Source organism: Streptosporangium sp. NPDC050148 (assembly GCF_055586505.1).
In genome coordinates, this window is sequence record NZ_JBVJIA010000027.1 from 28,789 (window position 1) to 42,382 (window position 13,594).

Genomic DNA, 13,594 nt, shown 5'->3' on the forward strand with positions numbered 1-13,594 from the left:
CTCCCGTGTCTCGACCTGGGGCGGCGTCAGGGTGCGGCGTTGAGCAGGTCGAGCGCGCTGTGCTGGCAGCTGTGGTTGGTGGGCGTGAGCGGGCCGGCCCAGTGGCTGCCGTAGCCGTCGAGGCTGTCGCGGTTGCGGGCATGGGCTGTGTCGGCGTTGCGCTTGAGGTAGGCGTCGTAGGCGCCGCCGGTGACCCTGTTCAGGGCGCCGAGGCCGCGGATCGCCGCGCCCTTGAACGACGCCCCGTCACCGCCGCAGGTGTCGCTCTCGTTGGGTTCGCGCAGGATGCCGCCGGGGCTGAGGTAGCCACTGGCGGTCAGCGCGTCCCCGATCCGGCGGGCCGTGGCCAGGGCGTTCGCGTCCCCGGTGAGCCTGTTGAGCTCCACCAGCGCGTTGATCAGCACGCCCTGGTTGTAGGTCCAGGTGGTGTCCCCGTTGTTGCGGCAGGTGCTCAGGTCGATGCCGTCGTTGACCAGGTTCGAGCCGTTGACCATGCCGGTGTTCTGGAACCAGTTCCAGGCGGCCTGGGCCCGGCCGCGGTAGACGGTGTCGCCGGGGATGCGCTGGGACAGCTCGGCGTTGAGCTGGATGTAGAGGCTGTTCTCGATGGCGTTCTTCTGGGCCCGGTCGGTCTTCCACCACACCCCGCCGCCGCAGCGGCCGTCCCAGTAGGCGTGCATGTGGTCGGCGTCGGCGCGGGCGGTGTTGAGGTAGCGGCCGTCGCCGGTGACGTCGTAGGCGGCCACCCAGGCCAGGCCCCACCAGCCGGTGTCGTCGAGGTACTCGTTGCGGAACTGCCCCTGGTGGGCGTTGACGTTCTTGTCGTAGGTGCCCGCGATCGCGTAGCGGTAGCTGCCCATGCCGCTGCGCTGGATGTTCTCGATGAGCGCGGTGAGCGCGTTGGCGCCGGTCCACCACCCGTTGCCGTCGAACAGGCCGGTGGCGCGGTCGTAGCGCATCATCAGCGCGGTGGCCGCCGCGGTGCGCCGGTCACCGGCGTTCCAGGTGCTGCGCGTCCACGCCGTGCAGGTGATCTCGGGCCGGTTGCCCGCCTTGCCGCAGGCGCGCAGGGCGCCGACGCCCTGGCCGGCCCAGTCGTCGACGTTGAACATGGCGGTACGCGTGCCGGAGGCCCCGGCCGGGATGACGGTGAAGCCCAGGCGGCTGTCGGCCCAGGTGCGGCCGCCGTCGAACGAGCGGTCCAGCCACACCTCGTCCGTGGCGCTGCCGCCGTCGACGGTGGCCCAGGCCATCGAGTCGGTGTCGTTGACGTGCACGGCGAAGCGCCGCCCGTACAGGGTGCTGGAGACCGGCTGCCGGTCGGAGGGGGAGAGCGCCGGATCGCGCCCGTCGCAGTGGCGGTTGCAGATCGTCGCGGCGGCACGCGCACCGGCTCGCGCACCGGTGTCGGTCACGGCCCGGGCCGGGCCGGTGACGACCGGTGCGGCCGCCGTCACGACGGTCACGGCGGCCAGGACCGCCAGCCCGCGCAGGGACTTCATCATGGTTCCTCGATTCACTGTGGCGAAAGTGGTGAGGTGGTGCCGGGGCCCGGTGCACCGAAGGCGCCGAGTCCCGTTCTCATCGGGGGCGGACGGTCGGACCGGCGTGGCGCCGGCGTCGAGGTGAGGGGCGCCGCGAATTCCCGTTCTCTTCGTGTACGCCGTTCCGGGCCCGGCAGTCGGCGGCGGATCCGGAACGGCTCGCGCCGTCGGTGAGCCTGGGCTGCGCCGGGAACATCGATTTCTCTTTCGACGCCGCCGGAACGCTCGCGAGGAGCGATCGAGGGTGGGCGGTGGGCGGCTCTGGTACGGGGGGCCACCAGAGCCGCCCACCGGATCATCGGAACGGGCCGGCGCCGGTCGTCGTCGGCGCGACCCGTTCACGCGGACGGCAGCGTCCAGCGTTGGGCCGGTGAGCCGTTGCAGTCCCGCAGTTGCAGCCGGGTGCCGTCGGTGTCGGCGCCGTTCGTGACGTCGAGGCACCGCCCGGACTGCGGGTTGACGAACGAGCCGCCGGAGGCGAACGGCCGGTCGAAGACCATGTTGAAGTAGAGGGTGCACGTCGGGCTGGAGGCGCAGAAGTGCCCGGACGTGATCGAGCCCCGGACCTCGGTGCCGCTCACCGCGGTGAAGTTCAGGTCGGTGGTGCTCGTGGCGCCGGAGCCCAGTTTGAACAGCAGGTCGGCCCGGTTCGTCGAAGGGAACGTGAAGCGGGCCATGCCGGAGCGCGTCGTGGTCGTGAGCTCGGTCTCGACGCCGTTGCCGAGCGTCACCGTGTACGCGCCGGCACCGGCCGACTCCGCGCTGTGGGAGAAGCTCGACGTCGCGGCGCCGTTGACCGCGCCGGTGGTCGGCATGATGGGGATGTCGGCCATCGCGTTGCAGCCCGACCGGGACAGATGGGTCAGGCTGAAGCCGGTGATGGTGCCGTCGCCGTAGACGTAGTTGCCGCCCGGAGGCCGCGACGGCGTGTCGGGACTCCACTGCACCATGCCGAACGGCGCGTCGGCGCCGGGGAAGGTGTCGCCCTCGTGAGAGGTGCCGAGCAGCGGGTCGACCATGGCCGCAGGATCGGCCACCGGTGCGGCCGCCGCGGGAGTGGCGATGCCGACCGCGAACGCGAGGCTTGGGAGCAGAAGTACGGGGATCGCTGGAAGCGATCGCCATCGAGCCTTCATGGTGACTCCGGAGATCGGACCAGACCGGGGGGAATCAGTCCGAATAGGGGGGTGCGGTAACCGTAATAAAAGATGATGTTCACCGATACGTCAACGATGTCACATTCTGCGGTTTGACCGTTCTTCGAACAGCCGACCACCCCGTCGACCTGGGGAAACGACGAAGAAACCGTTGCAGCGACGCCGTGCTGGAACGTTACACCGTCACGTCGATTTCATTGCGGTCCGTACGGTCACCGGCCGGTCGTCGGCCGGATCACGACAGACCGCTGCGGGCACGAGCCCGTCCGGCACCTCCCACCGGATCGCTCGCGCCCGCCTGCCCTGCTCGGACCGCGAGAAGTCCCGGGCGGCCGCCGCAGTCGCCCGCGTCGGCCGGCCGCCTTCGAACGCAAGGCCTTGCCCATCGCTGCAAGAAGTCGTGAACCCGTGAGCCGTCCGATCTGCGAGAACCGCGCCCTGACGGCGCACTGCCTCGTCGGGCCGGGCTGGATCGAGTCACTGCTCCTCGGGGCGATCCCGGCTCCCACCGACCCGGTGTCCGCCGCCGCGCTGTGCCCATCTCGATCACCGACTCCCGCGGCGTCGAGACGTGCCGCTCCGCGGTGGAACGGCGGCAGAATGCCGTCAGCGCCGGATCAGACCGGACGCCCACCGACCATCAGTCGAGGATGCTGGCGTGCAGGGCGCGCAGCACCGCGTTGGTCCGGTCGCGCGCCCCGAGTTTGAGCAGCAGGGTCGAGACGTGGTTCTTCACCGTGCCTTCGGCCAGGAACAGAGCCTGGGCGATCTCGCGGTTGCTGTAACCCTCCGCGACGAGCCGCAGCACCTCCACCTCCCGTTCGGTGAGCTGCTGGACCGCCGGCAGGCCGTCGTCGTCCGCCGACCGGCGGCGGTGCACCGCGCGCAGCAGCCGATCGGTGATCGACGGCGAGATCAGCGTCCCTCCGTCGGCCAGTACGCGGATGGCCCGGGTCAGCCGTTCGAGCGTCACGTCCTTCAGCAGGTAGCCGCACGCCCCCGCCCGCATCGCGTCCAGCACCAGGGTGTCGTTGTCGAACGTGGTCAGCACGAGCACCGGCGGCGAGCCGTCCGCGCGCCCCTGCAACGCCCTGAGCACCCAGATCCCATCGTGGCGGGGCATGCGCAGGTCGAGCAGGACGACGTCGGGGGCGTGCTCCTCGATCGCCGCCAGCGCGGACATGCCGTCGTCGGACTCCCCCACCACCTCGATGTCGTCGGTCAGGTCGAGCAGGCCGCGGATGCCCTGTCGTACCAGGGTCTGGTCGTCGACCACGATCACCCGGATCACCGCGCGGGCACCCTGGCCGTGACGCGGAAACCGTCGCTGCCGTCGAGCCGTACGTCGCCGCCGATCGCGTCGATCCGCTCCCTCATGCCGCGCAGCCCGTTGCCCGGCCGCAGCTGAGGGCTGCCACGCCCGTCGTCGACGGAGGTGAGCTTCACGACCCGGTCCGGGGTGCTCTCGATCCGGATGCGCAGCGAGGTCGCGTTCGCGTGCCGGATGGTGTTGGTGACGATCTCCTGGACGACGCGGATGAGCGTCATGGTCACCTCCTCGGTGGGGCGTACGTCGTCGTCGATCCACACGCCGACGTCGAGGCCGGGGATGTCGCGCACCACGGCGGCCAGGGACTCACGCAGGTCGGGCGCGTCGGCGCGCAGCTGCCCGACGGTCGTGCGCACGTCGCGGAGCATGTCCCGAGCCACCCGGTCGGCGCGCTCGATGTGCACGCGCGCGCCGGGGCCGTCGCGGTGCCGGGCGACCTCCAGCTCCAGGGTGAGCGCCGTGAGCTGGTGTCCCATCAGGTCGTGCAGTTCGCGGGCGATGCGCAGGCGTTCGTGGGCGCGTGCGGTGTCGGCCAGGATGACGCTCGCCGCCCGCAGCTCCAGATGCGCCTCGCCCAGCTCGTGGCGCATCCGCTGCTCCCGGATGGTCGCCAGCGAGCTCAGCAGTGTCGCGACCTGGATCAGCAGGTACAGCAGCGCGCTGAGGCCGATCTGACTGGAGGTGGCGCCGGTGAGGCCCACGGTCACGGCGATGACGACGGTGTTGAGCACGACCACCACCGGGCCCGCCCACGGCGGCGCGACGTACGCGCTCAAGGCCGCGGTGAAGACCAGCAGGATCGGCAGCCACCCGGCGCCGGGCGCCGCCAGGATCGTCAGCCACCCCAGCACGACGGCCGCGCCGTAGCAGGCCCACGCCCGCCTGGGCCGACGATCCTCCCAGGCCGCCGCGACCAGCGAGGCGGCCAGCAGCGCCACGAACAGCACACCCCACACCGGCCGGGGCACCTGTGTCCCGGCCGCGCCGAGCAGTATCGGGGCGCCCACCGCGAGGCACACCAGCAGTATCGCCAGCCCCGCCCACACGTCCGGCTCGATTCGCCGCATACCGATACTCTACTGACGCTCGCATCCGCGCCGAGGTGCCGAAAGTCATGGGTGCCGATACTGACCATCGGCACAGGCGCCACGGGTCCGCCCTTCCTAACGTCGACGGCATGCATGCGACAACGTCATCTCCCGCCGTCGAGGCGGACCGTCTGCACAAGCGCTACCGTTCCAAGGTCGCCGTCGAGGACGTCGGCTTCTCGGTCGCCGTCGGCGAGATCTTCGGCATTCTGGGACGCAACGGAGCCGGAAAGACGACCACCGTCGAGCTGGTCGCCGGGCTCAGGCGGCCCGACCGCGGCACCGTCCGCGTGCTCGGCCTGGACACCCGGCGCGACCGGGCCCGGCTGCGCCAGGTCCTCGGGGTCCAGCTGCAGGAGGCCGCCCTGCACTCCGCGCTCACGGTCACCGAGTTGGTCCGCCTGTACGGAACCTTCTACCGAGACCCGCTGCCGACCGGCGAGCTGATCGAGTCGGTCGGCCTGACCGCTTCTCACCGCACCCGCTTCGAGAACCTCTCCGGCGGCCAGCAGCAACGGCTGTCGATCGCGCTCGCCCTCGTCGGGCGGCCCCGGGTGGTGATCCTCGACGAGCTCACCACCGGGCTCGATCCCGAGGCGCGCCGCCAGATGTGGTCGACCCTCGAACGACTGCGCGAGTCCGGCGTGACCGTCCTGCTCGTCAGCCACGCCATGGAGGAGATCGAACGATTGTGCGACCGGGTCGCGCTGCTCGACGAGGGACGGATCATCGCCCTTGACTCACCCTCCGGACTCGTGCGAAGGGCCGGGTTCGCCCAGAAGGTCACCTTCCGCGCGGCCACGCCCGTGCCGAGCGGGCTGCTGGAAGGACTTGACGAGGTCGAACGGGTGCGCGCCGACGGCGACCGCGTCGTCGTCGAAGGCCGCGGTGACCTCATCCAGGCCGTCAGCGTCGCACTCGTGCGCGCCGGCGTCGTGGCGACCGGGACGCGCAGCGAACAGGCCGGCCTGGACGACGCCTTCGTCGTCCTGACCGGGCACCGGCTCGACACCGAGGGGGAGAAGATCCGATGACGGACGTCGCCGTCCACCGCCCCGGCCCGCGAGCCTGGGCCGCGCTGCTGATCTGCGAGCTCAAGATGGTCGCCCGCGACACCGCCGGGCTGATCGTGCCGATCGGCCTGCCCATGCTCATCCTGGTGATGAGCGCCTCCTCCGCCGGCCGGGAGACGATCGCGCACGGCCGCACGGCGTTCGACGTCCACGTGCTGCCGCTGGTGTTCACGATGGTCGTGGCCACGACCGGCATCGTCAACATGCCGAGCTTCCTGGCCTACTACCGCCGCAGCGGCATCCTGCGGCGGCTCGGGGTGACGCCCGTCTCGCCCGCGCTGGTCCTCATCGCCCAGGCGGCCGCCGGCGTGCTGCAGATCGCCGTCGGCGTCACGGCCGCCTGGATCCTGGCCGTGCTGGCGTTCGACGCCAATCCCCCGGTGCGCGTCGGCGCGGCGCTCGGCGTGCTGGCGCTGACGGTGGCCGCCATGTACGCCGTGGGCCTGATCGTCGCCGCACTGTCGCCCACCCCGAACTCCTCCGTGGCGATCGGCCTGAGCGTCTTCTTCGTCCTGGGCGCCACCGGCGGCATGTTCGGCGGGCTCGACAGCCTCCCGGAGGCGATCACGGCGATCGGACGGTGGCTGCCGTTCGGCGCCGGGAGCCAGGCCCTGTCGGCCGCCTGGATCGGCGCCCCCATCGAGGCCTCCAACCTGATCGGACTCGCCGCCGCCGTCGTGTTCGGCGGCGTCGTCGCGGCCGTGTTCTTCCGCTGGGACCAGGCTCTGTCTCCTTGAACGGAACCGGCTCCTCATCGACCCGCCGGCTTGAGGATGTCGGCCCATCGTGTTCAGCGTCGCGTCCGGTTGAGGATGGCTGCGAGGTGAAGTGCCGCCTGCGAGGCCGCTTGCGTGGCCGCTTGCGTGGCCTGACCACCACACCGAAGGTGTCCGCCAAAGCGGGGCAAGCTCAGTCCGCGACCGCGACTGGTCACCGGACACGTGGGAAGAGTGGGCCCGCACCACCTTGACCTCCCAGCTCTGCGCCGACCCCGGCTAAGCGGAAGGACGTCAGGAACGGCACGGCCCCTGACCTGGGAGCCGCCTTCGACGATCACCGCGAGCCGGCGTCCGAGGCGGCGGGCCCGAGCGGCGCCGAGCGTCGGGGCTCGGCGCCGCCGAGGTCGCCCGTGGAGGTCATCTCTGGACGAAGACGGCCACGGTGTGCGCCGGGACGGTGAAGGTTCCGGTCGCGGGGTCGTAGGCGGACCGTTTGACGGTGGGATCGGTTCCGTTCCTCTGGGCGGGGTGGAGACCCTGGCGGGTGCCGGCCAGGTCGGTGAGGGGCTGGGAGCGGGCCTGCTCGGTGGCGTTGCAGATGACGGTGACGGACCTGCCGGCGCCCCTGAGGCCGGTGCCGTCGAGGTGCTGGGTGATGACGCCGGGGATCTCCCCCGCGATACCCGACAGGGGGAAGGTGAGGCCTTTCTGGACGTCCGCGCGGGTGGTGAGGGAGAACAGCGGGCTGGAGCGTTTGATGTCCAGGAACCGCCGGTAGGCGTCGGCGGTGTCGGCGATGGTCCGGCAGCCCGGGACCAGGGCCGGATCGGCCAGCAGGGGCCTGGCCAGGGGCCAGGTGTCCCGGTTGCTCTCGGCCAGGGGCAGGCCGCGGCCGAAGCCGTTGCCGTCGGCGCAGTCCCAGTGGACGGCGTTGAACCAGTCACCGCTGTAGTAGGAGTTGTCGTCCAGGGACTTGGAGCGCAACAGGTCGGAGCCGGCCTGGACGAGGCCCGGCCCCTGGGGCAGGGCGGTGGTGGCCAGGGCCAGCGCCTGGAGACGTCCCCGGACCCTCATGGGGGTGGGGGTCGTCGGGCTTGCCGCCGCGGACGGCGTCGCGGAGCCGGTCGTTGAAGGTGCCGATGCCGGTTCCGGCCATGTTGGGCTGGGTGGCCTGGACGAAGCGGGCGTTGTTCGCGACGACCCCGTAATTCCAGCCTTCGCCGTACAGGTAGACGTTCTTTCCGTCGACGCCGTCGCGCCGGGGGGTGAGCCCGGCCAGGGCCGCCTGGACGTCGAGCATGGTCTGCTTGGAGTCCAGGCCCATCAGGTCGAACCGGAATCCGTCGATCCTGTACTGCTTGGCCCAGGTGGTGACGATCGCACCCTGCGAATGATCAGGAGGGCTCGGCGGGGTTCCTGCTCAAGGACACCGGGCCCGCCGGCACCGCCGAGGTTCATCGGCGCTCGCGCGGCACCTATGGCGTTCCGCGGAACCATGCCGTCTTGCATCGGGAAGGGGCCGGTCGTGGTCGGCGCCGGGTGGCGCGGCTGATGAAGGCGGCCGGGTCGCAGGGCCGTCCCCGGCGCCACCGGCAGCAGACCACGATCACCGACGGACGCCTGCGAGGCCACGCGGTCGCCCGTGAACCTGCTCGCCGGACCACGCCACGACACCGTCCTGACCGGCTGATTCGTCCTGAGCGCATCCTCATCGCCTATGCCACGCTCGGTCACCGCCGAAAGCGGGCCAGAGCCGAATACGAGACAGAGCCGTTCACCGGGCAGACCCACTTCGGGCGGGGGCCACGTTCGGGAGCGGAGGACCTGAGCGGAGAGGTCGGCCCGGTGCCCGGGCGGGGTTCGGGCTCGAAGTGGGTCTGCCCGGTGCCTGAGGGGACCACGCCGGCGTGCCGGACGCCGCCGGATCGGCGATCACGAAGAGAGCGCTCCCTGTCAAAGGACGGTTGCGTTCACCTTTCCTGTCGGCGACGGAGCGCCACGGAACGGGCTCATCTCGACGGCCGACCGGATATGACGCGGAAAACGCTCTCCTGAAAAGCCGCCGGTTCGACCAGCTCAGAGGGCACCGGCACGGTACAACAGGAGGAACGGGGAGCGTTCCCCGGAGCACGTCGATGTTCGCCGGGGGTGTGCGGGCTGTTTCCGCCAGGTTAAACAGCCTCTTGACAAGGATTGTCGAGCAAGAGCAATCTCGGGTTGGGAGAGCGCTCCCTCAGCTTTTCCTCGGTGTCCCCCTCCAGAGACCCCGAACCCCCCGCCCCGAGACCCTGACCACCGGTCCACCCCCCACAGAGACCTGGAGTCTCGCCCATGGCCTCGCTCCGCCGATGGTTACCCCCCCTGACCGCTCTCCTCACCCTGTCCGCGCTCCTGTACCCGCTCCCGGCCACCGCGACGACGCCCGCCGTGACCGCCACCACTGCGACCGCCGCCACCGTGATCGCGGCCGACACCACGACCGCCGCCGCGGCGCCGGCCGCCGCTTCGGCGAGTGTCGCCGCCCCGCCCGTCGACCCCACCAAGTTCCAGCAGGTCACGCTGGCCAAGGGGGTCGCCGAGGTGGGAGAGCCCATGACGATGGCGGTGCTGCCCGACCGCTCCGTCCTGCACACCGCCCGTGACGGCACGGTCCGGATCACCGACGCCGCCGGGAACACCAAGGTGTCGGGCAAGCTCTCCGTCTACTTCAACGATGAGGAGGGCATGCAGGGCGTCGGCGTCGACCCCGGCTTCGCCACGAACCGGTTCGTCTACCTCTACTACGCGCCGCCGCTGTCCACGCCGCCGCACGGTTCCCCGCCCGACGGCACCGCGGCGGAGTTCGCGCGGTTCGACGGCGTCAACCGGCTCTCGCGTTTCAGGCTGAACACCGACGGCACGCTCGACCTCGCGAGCGAGAAGAGCGTGCTGGAGGTCAGGGCCAGCCGCGGCGCCTGCTGCCACGTCGGCGGCGACATCGACTTCGACGCCGCGGGCAACCTCTACCTGACCACCGGCGACGACAGCGAGCCCGGGTTCAACGACGGCTACGCCCCCCTGGACGACAGGCCGAACCGCAACCCCGCGCTCGACGCCCAGCGCGGCGCCGCCAACACCAACGACCTGCGCGGCAAGGTGCTCCGCATCAAGGTCAACGCCGACGGGTCGTACTCGATCCCGGCCGGGAACATGTTCGCGCCGGGAACCGCGAACACCCGCCCGGAGATCTACGCGATGGGCTTCCGCAACCCGTTCCGCATGAGCGTCGACAAGGCCACCGGCGTCGTCTACCTCGGCGACTACGGCCCCGACGCCGGCACCGCCGGTCCCCGCGGGCCCGGCGGCCAGGTCGAGTTCAACCGGATCACCGGGCCGGGCTTCTTCGGCTGGCCGTACTGCACCGGCAACAACACCCCGGCCGAGACCTACGCCCGTTACAACTACGACACCGCGACGATCGGCGCGAAGTACGACTGCGCGGGCGGCCCGGAGAACACCTCGCGCAAGAACACCGGCCTGGTCAAGCTGCCCGCGGCCAAGCCCGCCTGGATCACCTACGACGGCTGCAGCCTGCCGGAGTTCGGCTGCGGCGCGGAGTCGCCGATGGGCGGCGTCGTCTACCGCTACTCCGCCGCGCTGAACTCGCCGGTCAAGTTCCCGCAGTCGCTCGACGGGCACTTCCTCGCCGGTGAGCTCCAGCGTCAGTGGATCAAGGACATCGAGGTCAACGCGAACGGCACCCGGGGCACCATCCAGCCCTTCCCCTGGTCGGGCAAGCTGGTGATGGACATGGCGTTCGGCCCCGACGGCGCGCTGTACGTGCTCGACTACGGCACGGGCTGGTTCAACGGCAACCAGGACTCGGCGCTGTACCGCATCGAGCACATCGGGACCGGCGGGCGCGCGCCCATCGCCAAGGCCAGCGCGGACAAGGTCTCCGGGAAGGCGCCGCTGACCGTGGCGTTCTCCTCGGCGGGCAGCTCCGACCCGGACGGCGACGCGCTCACCTACTCCTGGGCGTTCGGCGACGGCGGCACCTCCACCGCGGCCAATCCCACCCACACCTACACCACCGACGGCAGGCGGATCGTCACGCTGACCGTCAGGGACGGCGCCGGCAACACCGCGACGGCCAACGTCGAGATCAACGTCGGCAACACCGCGCCCGTCGTGAGGATCGACCTCCCGCTCAACGGGCAGGTGTTCGGTTTCGGCGACGCCGTGCCGTACCGGATCACGGTCACCGACGCGGAGGACACGACGATCGACTGCGCGAAGGTGAAGATGACCTACATCCTCGGTCACGACACCCACGGCCACCCGCTCGCCGGCGCCAACGGTTGCTCGGGCACGATCCAGACGCCCGGTAACGGCGAGCACGACGGGGCCGCCAACCTGTTCGGGGTCTGGGACGCCGAGTACACCGACGCGGGCGGGCTCACCACCCACGCCCAGCACGTCACCCAGCCGAAGAACCGGCAGGCCGAGCACTACACCACCTCCCAGGGCGTCGCCCAGTACGACAAGCCGGCCGCGCACGGAGCCAAGACCGTCGGCAGCATCGAGAACGGCGACTGGATCTCCTTCGACCCCTACGTCCTGAGCGGCGTCACCAGGCTCACCGCCAGGGTCTCCTCCGGCGGGGTCGGCGGGACGATCCAGGTCAGGGCGGGTTCGGCCACCGGGACCCTGCTGGGCACCGCCACCGTGGCGCCGACCGGCGGGTGGGAGACGTTCGTCGACGTCTCCACCACCCTGACGAACGCCCCGGCCGGGACCACCAGGCTCTTCCTGGTCTTCGCCGGGGGGACGGGGGCGTTGTTCGACGTGGACGACTTCACCCTGACCACCGGGGGCCCGCCCACGGGCACGCTGCTGTCGGCAGGGCGCCCGGTCACCGTGTCCTCGACCGAGAACGCCGCCTCCGCGGGCTCCAACGCGGTGGACGGCAACCTCGGCACCCGCTGGTCGTCGGCCTTCTCCGACCCGCAGTGGATCTCGGTGGACCTGGGGTCGGCCAGGCAGGTCAGCCGGGTGAAGCTGCAGTGGGAGGCCGCGTACGGCAGGGCGTACCGGATCGAGACCTCGACCGACGGAACGACCTGGACGCAGGCGCACGCCACGACCGCCGGTGACGGCGGCGTGGACGAGGCGACCTTCACCGCGACCAGTGCCAGATACGTGCGGGTGTACGGCACCCAGCGCGCGACCGCGTACGGCTACTCCCTGTGGGAGATGGAGGTCTACGGTGCGTAATGTCATCGCGGTCGTCACCGCGTTGTTCGTCGCCATGATCGGGCTGGGTGCTCCGGCCCTGGCGGCCGATCCGGCGTACAAGGTGCTGGTCTTCTCCAAGACGGCCGGGTTCCGGCACGACGCCATCCCCGCGGGCATCACCGCGTTGCGCGGGCTGGCGACTGAGAACGGCTTCACCGTCGACGCCACCGAGGACGCCGGCGCCTTCACCACCGCCAACCTCGCCCAGTACCGGGCGGTCGTCTTCCTGCTGACCACCGGCGACGTGCTCAACGCCACACAGCAGACGGCGTTCGAGTCCTACATCACGGGCGGGGGCGGATACGTGGGCGTCCACGCCGCCGCCGACACCGAGTACGACTGGCCCTTCTACGGCGGCCTCGTCGGCGCCTACTTCGCCTCCCACCCCGCCATCCAGCAGGCGACCGTACGGGTGGAGGACCGCACGCACCCCTCGACGGCCCACCTCCCGGCGACCTGGGTGCGCACCGACGAGCTGTACAACTACCGCACCAACCCCCGTTCCACCGCCCACGTGCTCGCCACGCTGGACGAGTCGACCTACTCCGGCGGGTCGATGGGGGCCGACCACCCGATCTCCTGGTGCAAGGCCTACCAGGGCGGACGGTCCTGGTACACCGGTCTCGGCCACACCAGCGCGTCCTACACCGAGCCGAACTTCCGCGCGCACCTGTACGGCGGGCTCCGCTACGCGGCCGGGGTCGTCCCGGGCGAGTGCGGGACCACGCCGACCCCGACCCCGACGCCCACCCCCACGCCGAGCCCGGGGGGCGTGCTGCTGTCGTCCGGGCGTCCGGTCACGACCTCCTCCACGGAGAACGGGGCGTTCGTCGGGAGCAACGCGGTGGACGGCAACGGCGGCACGCGCTGGTCGTCGGCGTTCTCCGACCCGCAGTGGATCTCGGTGGACCTGGGGTCCGCCCGGCAGGTCAGCCGGGTGAAGCTGCAGTGGGAGGCGGCCTACGGCAGGGCGTACCGGATCGAGACCTCGGCCGACGGAACGACCTGGACGCAGGCGCACGCCACGACCGCCGGTGACGGCGGCGTGGACGAGGCGACCTTCACCGTGACCGGTGCCAGGTACGTGCGGGTGTACGGCACCCAGCGCGCGACCGCGTACGGCTACTCCCTGTGGGAACTGGAGGTCTACGGCAGATAGACCGCCGGGGCCGCGACAGCGGGCCCCGGCGGTTTCGAGGTTTCCGGTGACGAGAATCCCGGTCCGGTGCGCCGGGCCGGGATTCCCGGCGTTTCCCGGCGGTCGCCTCGCGGGCGCGGCCCGGGGTTCGAGGCTGCTGCCGCACGACTTTCCACGGCAGAGTGGCTGTGTGCCGCGAGTGCCGCGAGTGCCGCGAGTGCCGACCGGTGTACTGCACGCCGCCACCCATGGCTCACCAGGCCGGTCG

The 13,594-nt window shown here is 71.2% G+C and carries 10 protein-coding genes; 5 read left to right on the top strand and 5 right to left on the bottom strand.

Annotation, left to right across the window (positions count from 1 at the left end; genetic code table 11):
• Nucleotides 1–26: 26 nt before the first annotated feature.
• The 4 genes from ACZ6RT_RS27175 to ACZ6RT_RS27190 all read right to left on the bottom strand — a co-directional run bounded on the left by ACZ6RT_RS27175 (nt 27) and on the right by ACZ6RT_RS27190 (nt 5,098).
• Nucleotides 27–1,505, bottom strand: a complete 1,479-nt coding sequence (locus ACZ6RT_RS27175) for a glycoside hydrolase family 76 protein (RefSeq protein WP_470156957.1) — start codon at nt 1,503–1,505, stop codon at nt 27–29.
• Nucleotides 1,506–1,882: 377 nt separating this feature from the next.
• Entirely contained in the window at nt 1,883–2,563 is a 681-nt protein-coding gene (locus ACZ6RT_RS27180) for an RICIN domain-containing protein (protein WP_470156958.1), read from the bottom strand.
• Between the two features lie 778 nt (nt 2,564–3,341).
• Entirely contained in the window at nt 3,342–3,992 is a 651-nt protein-coding gene (locus ACZ6RT_RS27185) for a response regulator (protein WP_399191458.1), read from the bottom strand.
• On the bottom strand, nt 3,989–5,098 hold the full coding sequence (locus ACZ6RT_RS27190; protein WP_470156959.1) for a sensor histidine kinase: 1,110 nt from the start codon (nt 5,096–5,098) through the stop codon (nt 3,989–3,991). Before ACZ6RT_RS27190 ends, ACZ6RT_RS27185 begins: the two co-directional genes overlap by 4 nt.
• A 110-nt stretch (nt 5,099–5,208) precedes the next feature.
• Between ACZ6RT_RS27190 and ACZ6RT_RS27195 the strand changes: the two genes are divergently transcribed.
• Complete coding sequence (locus ACZ6RT_RS27195; RefSeq protein WP_399191462.1) at nt 5,209–6,153, top strand: ABC transporter ATP-binding protein; 945 nt, start codon at nt 5,209–5,211, stop codon at nt 6,151–6,153.
• Nucleotides 6,150–6,929: an ABC transporter permease gene (locus ACZ6RT_RS27200; RefSeq protein ID WP_399191464.1), complete on the top strand. Its 780-nt coding sequence runs from the start codon at nt 6,150–6,152 to the stop codon at nt 6,927–6,929. Before ACZ6RT_RS27195 ends, ACZ6RT_RS27200 begins: the two co-directional genes overlap by 4 nt.
• Before the next feature lie 399 nt (nt 6,930–7,328).
• Here the strand turns inward: ACZ6RT_RS27200 and ACZ6RT_RS27205 are convergent, their stop codons facing one another.
• Nucleotides 7,329–7,985, bottom strand: coding sequence for an alpha-1,6-glucosidase domain-containing protein (locus ACZ6RT_RS27205; protein ID WP_470156960.1), 657 nt, complete (start codon nt 7,983–7,985; stop codon nt 7,329–7,331).
• Between the two features lie 342 nt (nt 7,986–8,327).
• Here ACZ6RT_RS27205 and ACZ6RT_RS27210 point away from each other — a divergent pair, with 342 nt between their 5' ends.
• The 3 genes from ACZ6RT_RS27210 to ACZ6RT_RS27220 all read left to right on the top strand — a co-directional run bounded on the left by ACZ6RT_RS27210 (nt 8,328) and on the right by ACZ6RT_RS27220 (nt 13,347).
• Entirely contained in the window at nt 8,328–8,966 is a 639-nt protein-coding gene (locus ACZ6RT_RS27210) for an IS3 family transposase (protein ID WP_470157015.1), read from the top strand.
• A 276-nt stretch (nt 8,967–9,242) separates the two neighbouring features.
• Entirely contained in the window at nt 9,243–12,167 is a 2,925-nt protein-coding gene (locus ACZ6RT_RS27215; RefSeq protein ID WP_470156961.1) for a PQQ-dependent sugar dehydrogenase, read from the top strand.
• Nucleotides 12,160–13,347 carry a ThuA domain-containing protein gene (locus ACZ6RT_RS27220; RefSeq protein WP_470156962.1) on the top strand — a complete coding sequence of 396 codons (1,188 nt, stop codon included), beginning with the start codon at nt 12,160–12,162 and terminating at the stop codon, nt 13,345–13,347. Before ACZ6RT_RS27215 ends, ACZ6RT_RS27220 begins: the two co-directional genes overlap by 8 nt.
• The last annotated feature ends 247 nt before the right edge of the window (nt 13,348–13,594 follow it).